Raw genomic sequence first — 21,172 nt, forward strand, 5'->3', positions numbered from 1 at the left:
CATACAGCGGAGGTGCGTGACATGATTCTGACAGAATATAACGAAGAACAGCATATAAAAAATGAGAAAAATATCAGTTATGACGATGGTTTTAATGATGGAGTCGAATGTGGAATTAAGCGAGGTATTAGCCAAGGAACACAAATGGCAAATACCAAAGCAATAAAAAACATGATTAAACTTAATATCCCAAAGGATAAGATTCTAGAGTGTTATTCAGAAGCGGAATATAATTTAGCAGTTGATAATATTAATGATTAAAGCTATTGATTTGTACGGTAGGAGAATATAACAACTGTACATGTTTACATGAAAATATATTGACTGCCATGAACTTACAAAATTCACGGCAGTTGATTTATTTGTATAGATTACATCAGAAATTTCCTTTTTTCCCATATAAATGATTTTAGTGTTTCATAGATTATGCCATAAATTAAAAATATGAGTGTTTCTTTTGCAATTATTATAAATTCTCCCCAATTTGATATTTGGCAAATTGATGTGAAATTTTCAATTGGCGGAAATACAAAAAATAAGTAATGAAGTACGGGGTGTGAATTTAAAATATTTGTTTTACATGCACATAATGTGCTTATTAATATTATAAAAACAGTAGAAAACTTTCTGTCATTTATAATAGCAGGGTGAAACATCTGCCCCATTGCACCACCACAGAATCCGACACTTACGGCAGAAATGTACCAAAGAATGATTGTGAGGGCGTTTTTACTGCCGATGCTGAAAAGACATGCAGATGTAAACAAAATTAAATTTAAAACTATACTGAATATTAATACACATATAACTTTATATAAATAGTAGTTTATTTTATTGCGGCATCTAACATATATACATTGTTCGGAAATATCCAAGTCGTTGTTACATAAAATATAACCTATATATATCATTAAGAAAAACATAAAGAAACACGATGTTGTTACCGCTGTTTGTATTGTTGTATTTGTACCGGGATAGTATGTTAAAGCGACATCTCTCAGTTTCCAATTTTTGAATCCAACAGCATTAAATTTTGTTGTTTTAATCTAATTGCGATTTTTTGACAAAATCTTTAATTGCCTGAAAACTTTCCTTACTTAAAACATGTTCAATTTTACATGCATCTTCAGTTGCAGTTTCCGCAGGAACACCGAGGCTTATGAGCCATTTTGAAAGGAACTCGTGGCGTTCATAAATCATTTCGGCTATTTCACGACCCGACTGTGTAAGGTTGATAAAACCGGCATCAGATACTGTTATGTGATTCTTCTCACGAAGATTTTTCATTGCTACGCTGACACTTGATTTTTTAAATCCTAATTCATTACTTATATCTACTGAACGAACAACCGGAAGTCGTTTACTGAGCATGAGTATTGTTTCCAGATAATTTTCTGCTGATTCGTTTGTATTCATGACAACTTCACTCCAATTCTATAATACTACAAATTTAAGATTCATAAATTTAACAATAGTTTAACACGAAATGGCGACAAAGACAAATGAATAAATGAATTTTTATTTCAAATATTAAACGTTTATGCTTTATAACTATAAGTAGATACAACTAAAAAAAATTAGAAAAATTCAATATTTGTTCTTGACATCTAAGATATGTTAGCATATACTAACCTTGCTGGAAATGAAATTAATTATCAATAATCAAAAGAAAGAAGGAATAAAATGATGCCGTTAAGTATGGCAAATCAGGGCGAACCTAATATTATTAAAAAAGTCGGAGGAAAAGACGACGTTAGAAGCTTTTTAGAGAAGCTGGGATTTGTAGTTGGCGGTACCGTTACGGTTATTTCTGAGACAAATGGCAATCTGATTGTTAATGTCAAAGATTCCCGCGTGGCTATTGGTAAAGAGATGGCTAACAAGATTATGGTTTAGTGCAAATCCGGCTGGCGTGAATATAATATGAAAGAAGGAGAAAAAGAGATGACACTTAAAGACGTTGCCTGTGGTCAGACGGTAAAGGTTACAAAACTTACCGGAGAAGGACCGGTTAAACGACGCATCATGGATATGGGTATCACTAAGGGCGTTGAAATTTATGTAAGAAAGGTTGCACCTCTCGGTGACCCTATTGAAGTTACAGTAAGAGGTTATGAACTTTCTATAAGAAAAGCTGATGCACAGATGATTGAAGTGGCATAGGGTGTTTTTTTTACATAATGGTTAGCGAGAACGAACAAAAGATAGTGAGGCTAACAAAAGATAGAAAGACTAACATTAATTAGGAGGATAGAAATGTCTTTGAAGATTGCATTAGCAGGTAATCCAAACTGCGGTAAAACAACATTGTTTAATGCTTTGACGGGTTCTAATCAGTTTGTCGGAAACTGGCCGGGCGTTACAGTAGAAAAAAAGGAAGGTAAATTCAAAGGTAATAAAGATGTTACAATCATGGATTTACCTGGTATTTATTCTTTATCACCTTATACTCTTGAAGAGGTGGTTGCAAGAAATTATCTTATAGGTGAGAGACCGGATGCCATTATCAACATTATTGATGGTACTAACATTGAAAGAAATCTTTACCTTTCAACTCAGATTATGGAACTTGGTATTCCTGTTGTTATGGCTGTCAATATGATGGATCTTGTAAAGAAGAGCGGAGATGTTATCAACACTGATAAGCTCAGCAAGAAACTCGGCTGTGAAGTAGTTGAGATTTCAGCCCTTAAAGGCACCGGCATCATGGAAGCAGCAAACAAGGCTATTGAGATTGCAAGTAAGAAAGCAGGAGCACCAGTTCATGAATTTGCAGCAAGTGTTGAGTCAGCAATTACTTCTGTTGAAAATAAGCTTGGAACAGATGTCAAAGAAGAACAGAAGCGATTCTTTGCAATAAAGCTCATTGAAAAAGATGATAAAATTGGACAGCAGCTTACAACAATTCCTGATGTTTCAGATGAAATCAAGGCACTTGAAGATGAATTTGATGATGATACAGAAAGTATTATTACAAATGAGAGATATACATATATTTCTTCAATTATTGGTGATTGTGTAAAGAAAGCACAGAAGAAAGATAAGCTTACAACATCAGATAAAATTGATAAAGTTGTAACAAACAGAATTCTTGCACTTCCAATATTTGCTGCAATTATGTTTCTTGTTTACTATATTTCAATGGTAACAGTTGGTTCGGCAGCTACAGACTGGGCCAATGATGGTTTATTTGGTGATGGCTTTCATCTTTTTGGAATCGGTACATCAGCATATGAAGAAGCATCAGATGAATACGGTGATTCAGACGAAATCATTGCTGCATATGTAGAAAGTCTCGGAACAAAGGCTGATGATATTGCAGAAGCAATCGACACAGAGTCAGATGATTATGATTCAGAAGCGGCAGTTGCAGCACTTAAAAGCTTAAAGGCTATGGTTAAGTCAACAGATTCTGTCGATTATACTGTAGAAGATGAAGAAACACTTGCAACAGAAGATGAAACAGCAGATGCTGATGACATTAAAGAAGCAATTGATTTGGCAATCAAGTATGAAGGTGCAGCACCTGACCCTGCAAATTACGGGGTATGGGTTCCAGGTATTCCTGTACTTATTGGTGATGGACTTGATGCAATCGGTTGTGCAGACTGGCTGGAGGGACTTATCCTTGATGGTATTGTAGCCGGTGTAGGTGCTGTACTTGGTTTCGTACCTCAGATGTTAGTATTATTCTTATTACTTGCTATTTTGGAAGCATGCGGATACATGGCACGTATTGCATTCATCATGGATAGAATTTTCAGAAGATTTGGTCTTTCAGGAAAATCATTTATTCCGATTCTTGTAGGTACAGGTTGTGGTGTTCCAGGTATCATGGCTTCTCGTACAATCGAGAATGAAAGAGACCGTCGTATGACAATTATGACAACAACATTTATACCTTGTGGAGCAAAAGTTCCATTTATTGCAATGATTGCAGGTGCTATTTTCGGTGGTTCACCATGGGTAGCAACATCAGCGTACTTTATCGGTATGGCTTCAATCATTGTTTCAGGTATCATTCTTAAAAAGACAAAGTTATTCGAGGGAGATCCGGCTCCATTCGTTATGGAACTTCCTGCTTATCACCTTCCAACAGTTGGTAACGTATTAAGAAGCATGTGGGAGCGTGGATGGTCATTTATCAAGAAGGCCGGTACAATCATTCTTCTTTCAACAATCGTTGTTTGGTTTACAACATACTTTGGATTTACAGATGATGGATTCCGTATGTTAGCAGAAGATGAAATTAATATGAGTATTTTAGCTAAGATTGGTAGTGCAATTGCATGGATTTTCCATCCACTCGGATGGGGTAACTGGCAGGCAGCCGTTGCATCAATTACAGGCCTTGTGGCTAAGGAAAATATCGTAGGTACAATGGGTATCCTTTATGGCGGTGGTGAACTTCCTGTATACGGAGAACTTGCACTTCAGTTCACGAAACTTGCAGGATTTTCATTCCTTACATTCAATCTTCTCTGTGCTCCTTGTTTCGCAGCAATTGGTGCTATTAAGAGAGAGATGAACAGCCCTAAATGGACTTGGGCAGCAATTGGATATCAGTGTGGATTTGCTTATGTAGTTTCACTTTGCATTTACAATATCGGTAACCTTATTGCACATGGTACAGTTAATTTCTGGACAATAGTAGCATTTGCACTTGTAATCGGATTCCTTTATCTCTTATTCAGACCATATAAGGAAAGTAATACATTAAAAGTAAATGTAAAAAAGAGTGCTAAGGCATAATTGATAATAAGTTATTTGTTATTGAAAGGGGCAGCTTTATGGGAACAGTAGTCGTTGCAGCAGTGCTTGTCTGCGTAGTAGGATTAATATTAAAAGGAATGCATAAGGACAAGAAAAATGGCAGGTCATCTTGCGGAGGTGATTGCAGCAGCTGTGGCGGCCGCTGTCACAGATAAACGAGAGGGGAACTTATGAGCAAAGAATGTGTTATTCAAAAATTAAAAGACAATGGATGCCGGATAACAAAACAGAGGCTGATATTGCTTGATATTATACTTGAAGGCAATTGCAACAGCTGTAAGGAGATTTATTATAAGGCAGCCAAAAAAGACAGCAGCATAGGCACCGCAACAGTTTATCGCATGATTAACACGCTCGAGGATATAGGCGTGATAAGCAGAAGAAGCATATATGAGATTGCGGTTGACGATAAGCCGCTTATAAAAAAGTGATTTAAGCAGACAGGCAGGATAATGATTGGATAAATCCATCATTGTCCTGCTTTTTGTTATGTGATATTATTAACAAGGATAAATTGGAGGAAATAGTATGGTTTATAAAGAAAAGTATAGAATAGGAATAGAAGATGTTGCACATAACAGTCAGGCAACTAATAAGGCTCTCCTTTCTATTATGGAAGATATTGCATGTGCCCATTCTGCTGACGTTGGATACGGAGTGCTTGAAGTTGAGACAAAACACAGGGCATGGGTATTGCTTGATTGGAAAATCAAGGTTATAAAGCGTCCTGTATATGGCTGTATAATTGATGCATCAACATGGTCAAGAAAGATTGACAGACTGTGTGCATACAGAGATTTTGAATTAAAAGACGAAGATGGGGAAATACTTGCAATAGGAAGCTCAAGATGGATTCTTACTGATACAGAAAGACGAAGACCGGTAAGGCTTACAGAAGATATAGCTGCATTGTATGAATCAGAAGATAGGGCTGTTTTTGAAGATGAGATTTCAGAACCGGAATATTCAAAAGAAATGTTTGAAAATGCAGAAGAAATGATTTATAACATTCAAAGAAGAGATATTGATATCAATATGCACATGCATAATATCAATTATCTTGATGCTGCATATGAGATGCTTCCTGAAGATGTATATAATAATGAGAACTTCAATCAGGTAAGAATCTGGTACAAACGGGAAATCCGTCCACAGGATGAAGTTAAGTGCAGATATTTATATGAAGATAATATACATTATATAATAATGACAGTTGAAGGAAAAATTCATTCGGTGATTGCATTGTCTTAATGACAGTTTATCATATATCTTTTTTGCAGTTTTATAGAAAGAAGGAAATGAGAAAATGGAAAGTAATGAGTTAAAAAAGAAAAATATCCAAACAAACAGAGAAGAAATTGACTATGGTAGTGTCAACCTCAGAAAAGTTGCAGTAATAGGCTGTGGTTTTGTGGGTTCTGCATCAGCATTTGCACTTATGCAGAGCGGTATGTTTTCTGAGATGGTACTTATTGATGCAGACCATGATAAAGCAGAAGGTGAAGCTCTTGATATCAGTCATGGAACACCATTTGCCAGACCTATGAAAATATATGCAGGCGGTTATGACGATATTGTTGATGCGTCAATTATTGTTATAACAGCCGGGGCAAACCAGAAGCCTGGCGAGACAAGACTTGATCTTGTAAAGAAAAATATAGGAATATTTAAAACTATTATTCCTGAAATTAAGAAAAGAGACTGTAAGGGTATTCTTCTTATTGTGGCAAATCCTGTTGACATTCTCACATATACAGCGGTAAAACTCAGCGGATTTCCTGAAAACAGGGTAATCGGTTCAGGTACAGTGCTTGATACAGCCAGATTAAAAGAGGCATTGGGTTCACATCTTCAGGTGGACAGCCGAAGTGTTCATGCATTTATAATCGGTGAACATGGTGACAGCGAGATTGCCGCATGGAGCAGTGCAAATGTATCTGGTATTGATTTGAATGATTTCTGTGAAATGAGAGGTCACTATAATCATCACGAAGCTATGGAAAAGATTGCTAATGATGTTAAAAACAGTGCGTATGAAATTATTGCAAAAAAACATGCAACATATTATGGAATTGCAATGTCTGTAAAGCGTATATGTGAAGCGATTGTACGTGATGAGAAGTCAATAATGCCAATTTCAAGCATGATGCATGGTGAATATGGAATTGAGGATGTGGCACTTTCAATGCCGGCAATTGTAGGTAAGAATGGTGCACAGGGAAAAGTTCCAATTTCTCTCAACTATGATGAGATTACTAAATTACAGGAATCTGCTAAAGCTTTGAAAAAGGTTATTGAAGATAACAAACCTTTTGAATAAGTATAAAGCTGAATGGAGTTAAAATCTAATGAAAAGAATTTGGATGTATTTAAAAATGTATAAAAAAGAGTGTGTGCTTGCACCTCTTTTTAAAATGCTGGAAGCAACATTTGAATTGTTTGTTCCACTTGTAGTTTCAGCAATTATTGATGTAGGTATTGCAGGTGCAGACAAGGGATATATTGTAAAGATGTGTTTTGTGCTTGTTGCACTTGCAATAATAGGACTTACATCTTCCATTACAGCACAGTATTTTGCAGCGAAAGCAGCTGTAGGATGTTCTACACAGATGAGACATCATTTGTTTAAACATATACAGAGTCTTTCATTTACTGAGATGGATACAATCGGAACATCCACTCTTATAACAAGAATGACAAGTGATATTAATCAGGTGCAGAATGGTGTAAACCTCGTTTTAAGACTGTTTTTACGTTCGCCATTTATTGTATTTGGTGCGATGATTATGGCTTTTACGATAGATGTGAAGGCTGCACTTGTATTTGTAGGTGCAATTCCTATACTTGCGGTAATTGTATTCGGTATAATGCTTTCGACAAGGCCTTTATACAAGAAAGTTCAGGCTGGTCTTGATAAGATTCTTGGAATAACAAGAGAAAACCTTACTGGTGTGCGTGTAATAAGAGCATTTAATAAGGAAAATGAAGAAGTAGACAGATTCAAAAAGTCTAACGAAGAGCTCAATCATCTGCAGAAGTTTGTAGGCAAGATTGCAGGACTTATGAATCCTTTGACATATGCTGTTGTAAATATTTCTATAATCCTGCTTATATGGATTGGTGCTGTACGTGTTAATTCCGGCACACTTACACAGGGACAGGTAGTTGCTCTTTACAACTATATGTCACAGATTCTTGTAGAGCTTATTAAGCTTGCTAATCTTGTTATTAATATCACAAAGGCTCTTGCATGTGCAAACAGGATTGATGGCGTATTTGCAGTTAAATCAAGTATGGCAGATGGAAAACTTGATATATCTGAAACAGGGAAAAATACACAGGTTCCGGCTGTTGAATTTAAAAATGTATGTCTGAAATATGCCGGTGGTGGAGAGGAAGCTCTTACAGATATTAACTTTTCAGTTATGCCGGGAGAGACAGTCGGTGTTATTGGTGGTACCGGTTCTGGTAAGTCTTCACTTGTAAATATGATTGCTCGTTTTTATGATGCAACAGAGGGCGAAGTAAAGATTAATGGCAGAAATGTAAAAGAGTATAATATAGAGTCGCTTAGAAATCATGTTGCTGTTGTTATGCAGAAAGCACTTTTATTTAAAGGCTCAATTCGTGACAATATGAAATGGGGCAAAAAAGATGCGACAGATGATGAGATAATGGAAGCTCTTGATATTTCGCAGTCAAGGGAATTTGTTGAGAAAAAGGACGGAAAACTTGATGCGTTTATCGACCAGGGAGGAAAGAACCTTTCTGGTGGTCAGAGACAGCGTCTTACTATTGCCCGTGCAATGGTGAGAAAACCTGATATATTAATTCTTGATGACAGTGCATCGGCACTTGATTTTGCAACAGATGCTGCATTAAGAAAAGCAATACGCGGGATGAAGTCATCGCCGACACTTTTCATAGTATCTCAGAGAGCAGCTTCACTTATGCATGCAGATAAAATTATTGTTCTTGATGATGGCAAAGTTGCAGGAATTGGTACGCATGATGAACTTCTTGCAGGATGCGAAGTTTATCAGGAAATCTATTACTCACAGTTTAAAAAGGAGGCAATGTAATAATGAAAAAAGATTCACAAAAAACCTCCAGCCAGACAGTTAAAAAAGTAATAATAAGGATAAAAAAATACTGGGTATTTTTGATATTATCAATTATTATGGCGACAATAACAGTAGCATCGTCACTGTATGTGCCTATACTTGTCGGTAATGCAATTGATTATATTATTGGACCATCTAATGTTAATTTCAGGCTGATTGCACAGATTCTTGCTGAAATTGGTGTTGTTATAGGAATAACAGCACTTTCACAGTGGATTATGAATATATGTAATAATAAGATTACATATCATGTAACAAGAGATATAAGGGATGAAGCTATAGAAAAGATAGAACATCTGCCATTAAAATATATAGATGGACATTCATACGGTGAGATTGTCAGTCGTGTTATTGCCGATGTAGACCAGTTCGCTGATGGCTTATTAATGGGATTTACACAGTTTTTCTCAGGTGTTATGACAATACTTGGAACACTCGGATTTATGTTATCAATAAATGTTAAAATTACACTTGTTGTAGTTCTTATTACACCGGTTTCATTTTTTGTTGCCAGTTTTATTGCAAAGAGAACATATAAAATGTTCAAGCTTCAGTCAGAGACTCGTGGAGAGCAGACAGCTCTCATTGATGAAATGATTGGAGGTCAGAAAGTTGTAAGTGCTTATTGTCATGAAGAAGAGGCAGTAAGACAATTTGATGAAATCAATGACAGACTTCAGAAATATTCGCTTAACGCGATATTTTTCTCATCAATAACAAATCCTTCAACAAGATTTGTAAACAGCCTTGTATATGCCGGAGTTGCAGTTACAGGTGCTATATCAGCTATATATGGAAGACTTACTGTAGGACAGCTTTCATGTTTTTTAAGTTATGCGAACCAGTATACAAAACCTTTCAATGAAATTTCAGGCGTTGTAACGGAACTTCAGAATGCTATAGCATGTGCTTCGAGAGTATTTGAACTTATAGAGGAAGAGCCGGAAGCTGCAGAGAGCAGTAATGCGGTTAATCTTGAAAATGTTGACGGACGAGTTGATTTAAATGATGTAGAATTTTCATATGTCCCTGATAAAAAGCTTATTGAAGATTTTAATCTTCATGTAAAAAAAGGTCAGAAAATTGCCATTGTAGGACCTACAGGATGTGGTAAAACAACAATTATCAACCTGCTTATGAGATTCTATGATGTAAACAGCGGCTCAATAGATGTGTCGGGTGTTGATATAAGGGAGCTTACAAGACGTTCACTCAGGGCGGGCTATGGAATGGTTCTGCAGGATACGTGGCTTAAAAGTGGTACAATCCGTGAAAATATTATAATGGGTAGGCCTGATGCAACAGATGAAGAAATAATCGAAGCGGCAAAGGCAGCTCATTCACACGGATTCATAAAACGACTTCCAAATGGTTATGATACAGTAATAGGTGAAGATGGCGGCAGCCTTTCACAGGGACAGAAACAGCTTTTGTGTATAACAAGAGTTATGCTTTGTCATCCACCTATGCTTATTCTTGATGAGGCGACATCGTCTATTGATACGAGAACTGAAATCAAGATACAGAATGCATTTAATAAGCTTATGGAAGGAAGAACAAGTTTTATTGTTGCACACAGACTTTCTACAATCCAGTCAGCAGACGTGATTCTGGTAATGAAAGACGGTCATATTATTGAACAGGGTAATCATGAAGAATTACTTGCTAAGAATGGATTTTATAAGAAACTTTATGAAAGCCAGTTTGCACAATAGAGTAAGAAGGAGTGTGACATTCATGACAATGATTAATAAGGAAAAAGTCCTTAAAGGCGTTGGTAAAGCTGTGGATGCTGCCAATAATGCAGCAGATAAAGCGGCAGCATTTGCAAAGGAAAAAGAACTTGATAAAAAAGCAAAAAACATGGCTCATACACTTGAAGACGGAATAAAGTCAGCAGGCGAGTCGCTTGAAAATCTTTTTAAAAATTAAAAAAATCCTGCTCACCGGTGATTGGTGGGCAGGATTTTCTGATATATACCAGATTGATGTTGACTTATAGGATAAAATGCCTGCCTATGCAACATGCTTATTTATTTTCCTTCATAGCTTTTTTGAATTCAAATGCAAACAGGATTGCTGTGAAGCAGACAGCTATAAAATCTGCAACAGGTTCAGCCATGTATACCGCATTGGTCTGATTTGCCTTAAAAATTGCAGGCATAATATATATAAGCGGAATAAGCAGTATAAATTTTCGCATAACAGCAACAATAATTGAATCTTTTGCTTTGCCAAGAGCATTAAATGCCATCTGGCATGCAATCTGAATTCCGAACATAAACATTGAAGCCATGTATATTCTTAAAGCCTGTGATGTAAAACTTAAAAGTGCGTTATCAGATGTGAACATCATCGCAAACATCTGTGGGAACAGCATAACGATTGCCCATAAAACTATAGAATAGCTAAAACTTACCTTTAAGAGCAGCTGGAAAGTTTTACGTACACGGTCATTATTTTTGGCACCGTAATTATAACTCATAATAGGCTGAGCTCCCTGACCAAGTCCCTGAAGCGGAAGCATTGCGAACTGCATTACACTTGTAAGGATTGTCATGGCACCAACGGCAATATCTCCGCCGTATTTTAAGAGTGATGAATTAAAACATACTGATATAATACTTTCGCTTGCCTGCATGATAAAAAGTGAAGAACCAAGAGCAACGCAAGGAAGAATAATCTTTGCATGCAGTCTCAGATTTTCCGGCTTTATTTTAAGGAAAGTCTTTTTGCCAAATAAAAAGCTTAAAACCCATATACATGACAAAGTCTGTGAAATAATTGTTGCGAGTGCGGCACCACGGACACCCATATTCATTCCAAATATAAATACAGGGTCAAGAACTATATTTGCAACAGCACCAATTAAGACAGATAACATGCCGATTTTTGCAAATCCCTGTGCCGTTATAAATGCATTCATGCCAAGTGTAAGTTGTACAAATATAGTTCCGATGGCATAAATGTTCATATAATTGACAGCGTAGGAAATTGTATTTTCACTTGCACCAAATGCGAGCAGGAAAGTTTTATTTCCTATAAGTAGAATAATTGTAAGAATTATTGATATTATAATCTGAAGAGAAAAGCAGTTGCCGAGAATTTTCTGAGCGGCATCTGTGTCTTTCTTTCCCATGTAAATAGATGCACGAGGGGCACCACCATTTCCTACAAGTGCCGCAAATGACGATATTATCATAATAAGCGGCATACACACACCGACTCCGGTAAGGGCAAGAGCACCGACATCTTTTATGTGTCCGATATACATTCGGTCAACTATGTTATAAAGCATGTTGATAAGCTGGGCAGCAACAGTAGGAAGAGCAAGCTTTAATAAAAGTCTGCCTATAGGCTGTGTGCCGAGGAAATCTTTATTATCATCCATATTTTTTCTCCTTTTTATGAAAATGCAATTGTAGCGGACGTTCTAAAGTCTATTTTAAAAAGCAAAGTAACTGTACTATACACTTTTTACATAAAATTTACAAGTATTACCAAACTGACCATATAAAATAAATGTAGTTTGGCACTATAAATAATATCAGATATAGAGTAATCTTCGTGGAAAGGAATTCAGAAGATAATAATTCCTCAAAAAAATAGAAATAGAAAAGGGAGAATCATTATGGAAAAATCAAAGGATTATGTAAAGGTCCTTGCACAGGCAGCTTTATGTGCAGCATTATGTTATGTCGGAGCAACATTTATAAAGATTGATATTCCTGTTGGAACAGAAAAGACAATGTTCCACTTTGGTAATACTTTCTGTGTGCTTGCAGCTCTTCTTGTTGGCGGTCCATGGGGAGGGCTTGCTGGAGCAGTCGGAATGACAATCAGTGATTTGACAACATCATACGTTACAAGTGCACCTAAGACATTTGTTCTTAAACTTTGTATCGGTCTTATTGTAGGTCTTGTTGCACACAAAGGCTTTAAACTTTCAAAAGAACATTCAGCAAAATATGTAACTATGGCAACAATCGTATCAAGTGCGGCAGGAATGGTATTTAATATATTTGCAGATCCAATTGTTGGATATTTTTACAAGACATATATTCTTGGAGTTCCACAGGATTTATCTAAGGCACTTGCAAAAATCGGTGCGTTGACAACTTCTGTTAATGCAGTGATAGCTGTAATATTTGCATCAGTTATTTATCTTATTTTAAGACCTGTTCTTAAAAAGAGCGGTATGTTAAGAGAAATGTAATTTATATATAAGTTTATGTGAGACTGTAAAAGTCAATATGGGAATGCCGGTTCAGTTAAAAGTGACCGGCATTTTTTATGCCCGGAATGCAGCCGGAAAAGAGTGTTATTTTTATATCAGGTTTGTTAAAAATTTAATTAATAAATTTTTTGTGACAGATTGAAATAATTATGATAGAGTGTATAAGGTTAATTAATGTGCGTAAGGGTTACGCGGGAATGGAGTAAAAATTGAGCAGATTAACGATTATAACAAAAGACAAGGCTCAGGTTACAATGGAGTCTTTGTATCAGGATTTGGAGAGAAGGATAGTTGCCAGTCCTCCGGGATTATGTACTATTGACCTTACAAGGTCATTTATAAAAATGTGTCTTGCACAGTCATGTGGTAAATGTGTTCCGTGCAGGGTGGGTCTGAGACAGCTTGCAAGACTTTTTGATGATGTTCTTGATGGAAATGCAACAGATGAGACACTTGATGTTATAAGACTTACAGCAGAAGGAATCTATCTGTCTGCTGACTGTGCAATCGGATATGAAGCAGCTAAGCTTGTTTTAAAATGTATAGATGGATGCGAGGACGATTTCCGTTCCCACATCGAAAGAGGATTTTGTTCATGTAACAGCAGCCAGCCTGTTGCATGTGTTAAATCATGTCCTGCCGGAGTTGATATACCGGGATATATTGCACTTGTGCATGACAAAAGATATGCAGATGCAGTGCGTCTTATCAGAAGAGATAATCCGCTTCCTGTTACATGTGCATATATATGTGAACATCCATGTGAAAACAGATGTAAGAGAACACTTATAGATGCACCTGTTAATATTCGTGGATTAAAGAAAATGGCAGTTGATAATGCTGGCGTTGTTGATGTTCCTGAATGTGGTGAGCCGACAGGAAAGAAAGTTGCCATTATCGGTGGAGGTCCAGGTGGACTTAGTGCAGCTTATTATCTGTCACTTATGGGCCATAAGGTTACTATTTTTGAACAGAGAAAACAGCTTGGTGGTATGTTAAGATACGGAATTCCGAACTACAGACTTCCAAGAACAAAACTTGATGAGGATATTAATGCGATACTTTCTACAGGGATAGAGGTTAAGAAAAATATAAGTGTAGGAACAGATATTACTCTTGAAGACATTAATAAAGAATATGATGCAATTTATATTTCAATAGGTGCCCATGCCGATAAGAAAATCGGTATTGATGGTGAAGATGCAAAAATCGGCGTGACATCGGCAGTTGAGATGCTTCGTGCGATTGGTGATGATGAAATACCTGATTATACAGGAAAGAAAGTTGTAGTAATCGGCGGAGGTAATGTTGCAATGGACGTTGCACGTTCATCAGTAAGGCTTGGTGCAGAAAAAGTCAGCATTGTATACAGAAGACGTAAAGAAGATATGACTGCACTTGAAGAAGAGGTTGCAGGAGCAGAGGCAGAAGGATGCGATATTCTCGAACTTATGTCACCTGTGAGAATTGAAAAAGATAAAAATGACAAGGTTGTAGGTCTCTGGGTACAGCCGCAGATGATAAGTAAAATCAAGGGTGGAAGACCATCACCTAAGACAGCAGCAAAAGATGAGGTTCTTATACCTTGCGATTTGATTGTTGTGGCAATCGGACAGGGTATCGAGACAAGATATTTTGAGGAACATGGTGTTACAGTTAAGCGAGGAACTATTGAAGCACTTGCAACAAGCGAAATCAAAGAACATAAGGGTATATTTGCTGGAGGTGACTGTGTTACAGGTCCGGCGACAGTAATAAGAGCTATTGCAGCCGGTAAGGTAGCAGCAGCCAATATTGATGATTATCTTGGATTCCATCACGAAATTACATGTGATGTGGAAATTCCATATGCAGGTTATGAGGACAAGATTCCTTGTGGCAGGGTTGAGGTAGCAGTGCGTGATGCCGCAGACCGTAAGAAAGACTTTGAGCCTATTGAATATGGTTTCTCATGTGAGGAAGCATGTCAGGAGTCAGGAAGATGTTTAAGATGCGACCATTTTGGTTTTGGCTCATTTAGAGGAGGAAGAGAAGAACAATGGTAAATTTAACAATAAATGGTACAAAAGTATCAGTAAAAGAAGGAACCACTATTCTTGATGCGGCAAAGAGTATCGGTGAGACAATACCTACATTATGTTACCTTAAAGAGATAAATGAAATCGGTGCGTGCAGAGTGTGTGTTGTTGAGGTTGAAGGAACAGAACGCTGTGTTACTGCATGTAATAACTTTGTAGAAGAAGGAATGGTTGTATATACTAACTCACGTAAGGTTCGTACAACAAGAAAAACTAATGTAAAACTTATACTTTCACAGCATGATTATAAATGTGGTACATGTGTAAGAAGTGGTAATTGTACACTTCAGTCACTTGCAAATGAATTAAATATTTCAGAGATGCCATATGATTCTATTCTTGAAAAGGATAACTGGGATATGACATTTCCACTTATCCGTAATGCACAGAAATGTATAAAATGTATGAGATGTGTGCAGATTTGCGACAATATTCAGGAAATGCATATATGGGATGTAGTTAATACAGGTTCAAGAACAACTGTAAATGTGCGTGGCAACCAGAATATCAGGGAGACAGCATGTACACTTTGTGGACAGTGCGTGGTAAATTGTCCTGTAGGTGCATTAAGAGAACGTGATGACGTAGGCATGGTTCTTGATGCTGTTGAAGATGATGAAGTTATCACAGTTGTTCAGGTAGCACCTGCTGTAAGAACAGCATGGGGTGAAAGCTTCGGACTGTCAAAGGAATTTGCAACAGCAAAGAGACTTGTTGGTGGTTTGAGAAAAATAGGTTTTGATTACATATTTGATACGACATTTGCGGCAGATATGACAATTATGGAGGAGGGAAGCGAATTTCTTGAAAGACTTCCTGAAATAAAGGAGTCAGGGCTTCCGATGTTTACATCATGTTGTCCGGGCTGGGTAAAGTTTATCAAGAGCCAGTATCCTGATATGGCAGACAGACTTTCTTCAGCAAAATCACCTCAGCAGATGTTTGGTGCAATTACAAAGTCATATTATGCACAGAAGCTTGGAGTAGACCCTGAAAAGATTTTCTGCGTTTCGATCATGCCTTGTCTTGCAAAGAAAGATGAGTACACATGGGATGGTGCAAAAGATGTTGATGCTGTCCTTACAACAAGAGAAGTTGAGAGATTATTCAAGGCATTTTTCATTAAGACAGATGAACTTGAAGAAGATGAATTCGATAATCCGCTTGGCGAAAGCACAGGTGCAGGTGTTATCTTCGGTGCAACAGGTGGTGTTATGGAAGCAGCTTTAAGAAGTGCATATTATCTTGTGACGAAGAAAAATCCTGAACCGGATGCATTTAAGGCTGTAAGAGGACTTGATGGATGGAAAGAAGCTGAATTTGATCTTGATGGAACAGATATTAAAGTTGCTGTGGCAAGCGGACTTGGAAATACAAGACGCCTTATGAATGCAATCAAAAAAGGAGAAGTCCATTATGATTTTGTAGAAATTATGTCATGTCCGGGCGGATGTATCAATGGTGGAGGACAACCATTTAAAGATGATGCATCAATGGTAGAGGAAAGAAGAAATGTTCTCTATGGACTTGATAAGCATAATAATATCAGATTTTCACACGAAAATCCGTCAGTTATAAAGTGCTATGAAGAGTATTTTGAAAAGCCTTTATCGCATAAATCACATGAAATCCTGCATGTTAAACATGTGTAAAAAAATAACAGAATATAATTGACACTAATGGGCAGAATAATTATAATAGCCCTAGGAAGTTTATTTTATGAAGCAAAGGTGCTTGTATCTGTGGGTATAGGTGCCTTTGTTTCTTTTGTTATTAAGTGTTATGAAGAAATGAGGCAAAGATATGAATATTTTTGATATTATAGGGCCGGTAATGGTAGGTCCATCAAGCTCGCATACCGCAGGGGCTGTAAAAATCGGGTATATAGCTAGAAAACTTATGGGAGAGGAGATTGCAGAGGCAGAGATTCTTCTGTATGGTTCATTTCTTGCAACAGGAAAAGGACATGGAACAAATATGGCACTTGTGGCAGGACTTATGGGAATGAAACCTGATGATAACAGAATTCCTGACAGTCTGAATATTGCAAAGGAACGTGGCATGCAAGTGACGTTTGGCGTATCAGATTTAAAAGAAGCACATCCTAACACGGCACAGCTTCGACTTACGGGAGTTACAGGAAGAAAACTTGAAGTAGTAGGTGAATCTATAGGAGGTTCAAGAATCAATATTGCAAAAATTGATGGAATTGATACAAACTTTTCGGGAGATTATCCGACACTTGTTGTTCATAACATAGATCAGCCTGGACATGTAAGCGAAGTAACATCAATGCTTGCACATAAGTCAGTCAATATTGCAGCAATGCAGCTTTACCGTTCAAACAGGGGTGGAGAAGCTGTTATGGTTGTCGAGTGTGACCAGGAAGTACCACAGGAAGGCATAAAATGGCTTGAGAAAGCCGAGGGAGTAGTCAAGGTAACATACCTTAGTCTGGAGGATTAATATGATTAGTTATCATTCGATTGAAGATATAGTGGATTTATGCAATGAAAATAATATGTCATTCTGGCAGGTGATACTACGTGCAGATGCATCTGAGAGGATGGCTGCGGAGGATGCTTCATTTGCGACAATGCGTGATATGTACAGGGCAATGAAGAGAGCTGATGCCGAGTATGATAAGACACTGAAGTCACCGAGCGGTCTTTCAGGCGGCGATGGTGAAAAGATGAGAAAATATAATAAAGATGGAAAAAATCTTTGTGGTCCGTTTATGGGACTTGCTATGGAAAAAGCGATAAAAATGGGTGAATCTAATGCGTGTATGAAAAGGATAGTTGCAGCACCTACAGCAGGCTCATGCGGCGTAATACCGGCCGTTTTTCTTGCCTATGAGGAATGTTTTAATGTGCCTGAAGATAAAATGGTAAAAGCAATGTTTGTGTCGGCAGGGGTTGGAGCAGTCATAGCAGAAAATGCGAGCATAGCGGGAGCATCCGGTGGATGTCAGGCTGAAATCGGTTCTGCGAGTGCAATGGCAGCGGCAGGACTTGCATATCTTGAGGGAGGCGATGCAGAGTGTATTTCACATGCGATGGCATTTGCATTAAAAAACATGCTTGGTCTGACATGTGATCCTGTCTGCGGTCTTGTTGAAGTTCCGTGTATTAAGAGAAACTCCGCCGGTGCTGTAAATGCCATTTCTTCGGCACAGATGGCAATGGCAGGAATAAGAAGTGCAATTACTCCTGACGAGGTTATAGACAGTATGAGACGGATAGGAAATGAACTTCCGGCATGCCTTAAAGAGACGGGCGAGGGCGGACTTGCAGTTACACCTTCAGCACTTAAAATAAAAGAAAGATTAAATTAGAGCAGTTTAATATTATTGCTTAATCTCCTTAAAAAAGTTATAATTTAATAAATATTATGTCGTGATTGTAAAAATGTATATGATACAAAGCATTTTGGCAGTGACTGCATTTTGAACCTGAATAATATGGAGATTAAAGATGACAAGAAAAGAAATAAATGAAATAAAATCACAGTATACACTTGAAGACTGTGCAATTGCAAGAATGAGCGGATGTTATGTTGACGGAGAAAAAAATAAAGTTACAAAAATTAACGAAATATTTTTGAATCTTCCCGAAGAAGAAAAGCATAAGTATTTTGATATTTTCAAGAAAACACTGTCAGGAACACCGGGCAAGAATCTCTTGGATATGCAGTTTACAATGGATTCATACGCTGATGGGGGAATAAGGGATGCACTTTATAAGGTGCGTGACAGTGAATTAAAAGATGAATCTGTGCTTGATGAATTTTATGACAAGGTAATACAGAATTATTATTATCCGGGTAACTATCTTATACTTTTAATACATCAGGTATATGATATTCCGGGAAAAACAAGTGACGGAATTGATATGGAAGATGCATCGGATGAAGTATATAATTATATACTTTGCAGCATCTGTCCGGTAACACTTTCAAAGCCTGGACTTGGATATGTTGAAGAAAGCCATGAATTTCATAATCAGGAGCAGTTCCATATGGTCGATGTACCTGATATTGGCTTTCTTTTTCCTGCGTTTAATGACAGAAGCGAGGATGGGGATAAACTTTTATTTTATACAAAAAATGCTAACGATTTTCCGCAGATGTTTTTGGAGACAGTTTTAGGTTGTGAAATTCCGCTTCCTGCCGGAGACCAGAAAGAGACATTCCAGACACTTGTGACAGAGACACTGGGAGAAGACTGCGATTATGAGACTGTTAAAAATATTCATGAAAATCTCAATGAAATGATAGCAGAAAATAAAGGAAATCCTGAGCCGGCTGTGCTTGATAAGACAAGTGCGAGACAGCTTCTTGAAAAGAGCGGTGTAAGTGATGAAAAGCTTGAAACTTTTGAAGAACACTTTGAACAGACAGCTGGAGAAAACGGAAAGCTTCTTGCAGCAAATGTTGCCGAGACACGTAAATTTGAAGTAAAAACACCTGATGTTGTAATTAAAGTTAATCCTGAGAGAACAGATTTAGTGGAAACAATGATGATTGAAGGCCGTCAATGCCTTGTAATACAGATTGATGAACATCTTGAAGTCAATGGAATTACTGTTAATCCTAATACAGGCGAAGTTATAATGAATGATACATACTAATCCGTGGAACAATAAAAGTGATTATGCAATATAATCTGTTTGGAAAAGGAGAGCAGTTATGGAAAGTGTGACAGAAAAGTTTTTAAGATATGTAAAAGTTGATACACAGTCTGATGAGTTATCAGAGACATTTCCAAGTACAAAAAAACAGTTCAATCTGGCGGGAATGCTTGTAGAAGAACTCAAAAATATGGGAGTATCTGATGTTTATTTTGATGAAAAATATTGTTATGTATATGCAAAAATACCCGCAAATACAGAGAAAACAAATTATACAGGCAATGCAGACAGTACATGCGTACCAGAAACCACAGGTATAGGATTTATTTCTCATATGGATACTTCTCCTGAGGTGAGCGGTGAAGGCGTTAATCCAAAGATTGTAAAAAATTATGATGGCAAAGATATTTTCTTAGGTGAAGAAAATGACAGAAAATATGTACTTTCGCCGGCAGTTTTTCCGGAATTAAAAGATTATATTGGAAAAGATTTGGTTACAACTGATGGTAAAACACTTCTTGGAGCAGATGATAAAGCAGGCGTTGCAGAGATTATGGCAATGGCGGAATATTTTCTTGATAATCCGCAGATTAAGCACCCTGACATATATATAGCATTTACACCTGATGAGGAAGTCGGCGGAGGAATGGACCACTTTGACGTTAAGCGTTTCGGTGCAAAATATGCTTATACAGTAGACGGAGGCGGAATTGGTGAACTCGAATATGAAAATTTTAATGCTGCATCGGCTGTAATTGAACTTACTGGACAGAGTGTGCATCCGGGTGAGGCAAAAGACAAGATGGTCAACGCATCACGTCTTGCAATAGAATTTGATGCACAGATTCCTGAAAATGAAAGACCGGAATATACAAGCGGTTATGAGGGATTTTATCATCTTACTGATATGCAGGGGAGCGTTGAACATGCAGTTTTAAAATATATTCTGCGTGACCATGACAGGGATTTATTTGAAAAGAAAAAAGATATTATAAAAAAAGCAACAGAGTCAATCAATATGGAATATGGTGAAGGTACAGCGTCATATGTGATAAAAGACCAATATTATAATATGAAAGAAAAGCTTGAGGATGCAATGTTTCTTATTGAAGATGCAAAGAATGCAATGGAAGAGCTTGGAATTGTGCCAAAAATCAATCCAATAAGAGGCGGTACTGATGGTGCAAGACTTTCATACATGGGAGTGCCTTGCCCGAATATATGCACGGGTGGACACAACTATCATGGAAGGTATGAGTATTGTTGTATACAATCAATGGAAAAAATAACGGAATTATTAATAAAGCTTGCAAAAAGAGGAGAATAGGT

Annotated in this window: 19 protein-coding genes and 2 pseudogenes; 18 read left to right on the top strand and 3 right to left on the bottom strand. The window is 37.3% G+C overall.

Features of this window, described 5'->3' with window-relative positions; all coding sequences use genetic code 11:
• Positions 1-261 (top strand): annotated as a pseudogene (locus WMO38_RS12310) (hypothetical protein); the annotation flags it as partial.
• A 110-nt stretch (positions 262-371) separates the two neighbouring features.
• Here the strand turns inward: WMO38_RS12310 and WMO38_RS12315 are convergent.
• The gene (locus tag WMO38_RS12315; protein ID WP_349162900.1) at positions 372-665 is read right to left on the bottom strand and encodes a hypothetical protein; all 294 of its coding nucleotides are present in this window, start codon (positions 663-665) and stop codon (positions 372-374) included.
• Positions 666-1,041: 376 nt separating this feature from the next.
• Complete coding sequence (locus WMO38_RS12320; RefSeq protein ID WP_021866285.1) at positions 1,042-1,416, bottom strand: metal-dependent transcriptional regulator; 375 nt, start codon at positions 1,414-1,416, stop codon at positions 1,042-1,044.
• A gap of 267 nt (positions 1,417-1,683) precedes the next feature.
• Here WMO38_RS12320 and WMO38_RS12325 point away from each other — a divergent pair, with 267 nt between their 5' ends.
• From WMO38_RS12325 to WMO38_RS12370, 10 genes and pseudogenes are all read left to right on the top strand, one after another.
• The gene (locus tag WMO38_RS12325) at positions 1,684-1,896 is read left to right on the top strand and encodes a FeoA family protein (protein ID WP_021866284.1); all 213 of its coding nucleotides are present in this window, start codon (positions 1,684-1,686) and stop codon (positions 1,894-1,896) included.
• A gap of 48 nt (positions 1,897-1,944) precedes the next feature.
• Positions 1,945-2,163 (top strand): FeoA family protein, encoded by a 219-nt coding sequence (locus tag WMO38_RS12330; protein ID WP_021866283.1) that lies wholly within the window; start codon positions 1,945-1,947, stop codon positions 2,161-2,163.
• A 93-nt stretch (positions 2,164-2,256) separates the two neighbouring features.
• A complete protein-coding gene (gene feoB / locus WMO38_RS12335; protein ID WP_021866282.1) occupies positions 2,257-4,752 on the top strand; it encodes a ferrous iron transporter B in 2,496 nt (831 codons plus the stop codon).
• A gap of 38 nt (positions 4,753-4,790) precedes the next feature.
• A complete protein-coding gene (locus tag WMO38_RS12340; protein ID WP_186837432.1) occupies positions 4,791-4,928 on the top strand; it encodes a FeoB-associated Cys-rich membrane protein in 138 nt (45 codons plus the stop codon).
• Positions 4,929-4,943: 15 nt separating this feature from the next.
• Positions 4,944-5,174, top strand: a pseudogene (locus tag WMO38_RS12345) (transcriptional repressor); the annotation flags it as partial.
• Positions 5,175-5,301: 127 nt separating this feature from the next.
• Positions 5,302-6,024 carry an acyl-[acyl-carrier-protein] thioesterase gene (locus WMO38_RS12350; RefSeq protein WP_349162901.1) on the top strand — a complete coding sequence of 241 codons (723 nt, stop codon included), beginning with the start codon at positions 5,302-5,304 and terminating at the stop codon, positions 6,022-6,024.
• Positions 6,025-6,079: 55 nt separating this feature from the next.
• Entirely contained in the window at positions 6,080-7,093 is a 1,014-nt protein-coding gene (locus WMO38_RS12355; protein WP_349162902.1) for an L-lactate dehydrogenase, read from the top strand.
• A 28-nt stretch (positions 7,094-7,121) separates the two neighbouring features.
• Positions 7,122-8,855 (top strand): ABC transporter ATP-binding protein, encoded by a 1,734-nt coding sequence (locus WMO38_RS12360; protein ID WP_349162903.1) that lies wholly within the window; start codon positions 7,122-7,124, stop codon positions 8,853-8,855.
• A gap of 2 nt (positions 8,856-8,857) precedes the next feature.
• Positions 8,858-10,612 carry an ABC transporter ATP-binding protein gene (locus WMO38_RS12365; protein ID WP_349162904.1) on the top strand — a complete coding sequence of 585 codons (1,755 nt, stop codon included), beginning with the start codon at positions 8,858-8,860 and terminating at the stop codon, positions 10,610-10,612.
• Positions 10,613-10,634: 22 nt separating this feature from the next.
• The gene (locus WMO38_RS12370) at positions 10,635-10,829 is read left to right on the top strand and encodes a hypothetical protein (RefSeq protein WP_021866276.1); all 195 of its coding nucleotides are present in this window, start codon (positions 10,635-10,637) and stop codon (positions 10,827-10,829) included.
• Positions 10,830-10,926: 97 nt separating this feature from the next.
• Here the strand turns inward: WMO38_RS12370 and WMO38_RS12375 are convergent, their stop codons facing one another.
• Positions 10,927-12,288 (bottom strand): MATE family efflux transporter, encoded by a 1,362-nt coding sequence (locus WMO38_RS12375; protein ID WP_349162905.1) that lies wholly within the window; start codon positions 12,286-12,288, stop codon positions 10,927-10,929.
• A gap of 240 nt (positions 12,289-12,528) precedes the next feature.
• Between WMO38_RS12375 and WMO38_RS12380 the strand changes: the two genes are divergently transcribed.
• From WMO38_RS12380 to pepT, 7 genes are all read left to right on the top strand, one after another.
• Positions 12,529-13,113: an ECF transporter S component gene (locus WMO38_RS12380; protein ID WP_021866274.1), complete on the top strand. Its 585-nt coding sequence runs from the start codon at positions 12,529-12,531 to the stop codon at positions 13,111-13,113.
• Positions 13,114-13,343: 230 nt separating this feature from the next.
• A complete protein-coding gene (locus tag WMO38_RS12385; RefSeq protein ID WP_279287884.1) occupies positions 13,344-15,179 on the top strand; it encodes an NAD(P)-binding protein in 1,836 nt (611 codons plus the stop codon).
• Entirely contained in the window at positions 15,173-16,864 is a 1,692-nt protein-coding gene (locus WMO38_RS12390) for an NADH-dependent [FeFe] hydrogenase, group A6 (protein WP_021866272.1), read from the top strand. The genes WMO38_RS12385 and WMO38_RS12390 overlap by 7 nt, the downstream gene beginning before the upstream one ends.
• Before the next feature lie 151 nt (positions 16,865-17,015).
• Entirely contained in the window at positions 17,016-17,678 is a 663-nt protein-coding gene (gene sdaAB / locus WMO38_RS12395) for an L-serine ammonia-lyase, iron-sulfur-dependent subunit beta (protein ID WP_021866271.1), read from the top strand.
• Position 17,679: 1 nt separating this feature from the next.
• On the top strand, positions 17,680-18,549 hold the full coding sequence (gene sdaAA / locus WMO38_RS12400; protein WP_349162906.1) for an L-serine ammonia-lyase, iron-sulfur-dependent, subunit alpha: 870 nt from the start codon (positions 17,680-17,682) through the stop codon (positions 18,547-18,549).
• Positions 18,550-18,688: 139 nt separating this feature from the next.
• Positions 18,689-19,843, top strand: a complete 1,155-nt coding sequence (locus WMO38_RS12405; RefSeq protein WP_021866269.1) for a DUF4317 domain-containing protein — start codon at positions 18,689-18,691, stop codon at positions 19,841-19,843.
• A 58-nt stretch (positions 19,844-19,901) separates the two neighbouring features.
• Positions 19,902-21,170 (top strand): peptidase T, encoded by a 1,269-nt coding sequence (gene pepT, locus WMO38_RS12410; RefSeq protein WP_349162907.1) that lies wholly within the window; start codon positions 19,902-19,904, stop codon positions 21,168-21,170.
• Positions 21,171-21,172: the final 2 nt, after the last annotated feature.

Origin of the sequence: Lachnospira hominis (ex Hitch et al. 2025) (assembly GCF_040096395.1) — a bacterium.
GTDB lineage: Bacteria > Bacillota > Clostridia > Lachnospirales > Lachnospiraceae > Lachnospira > Lachnospira hominis.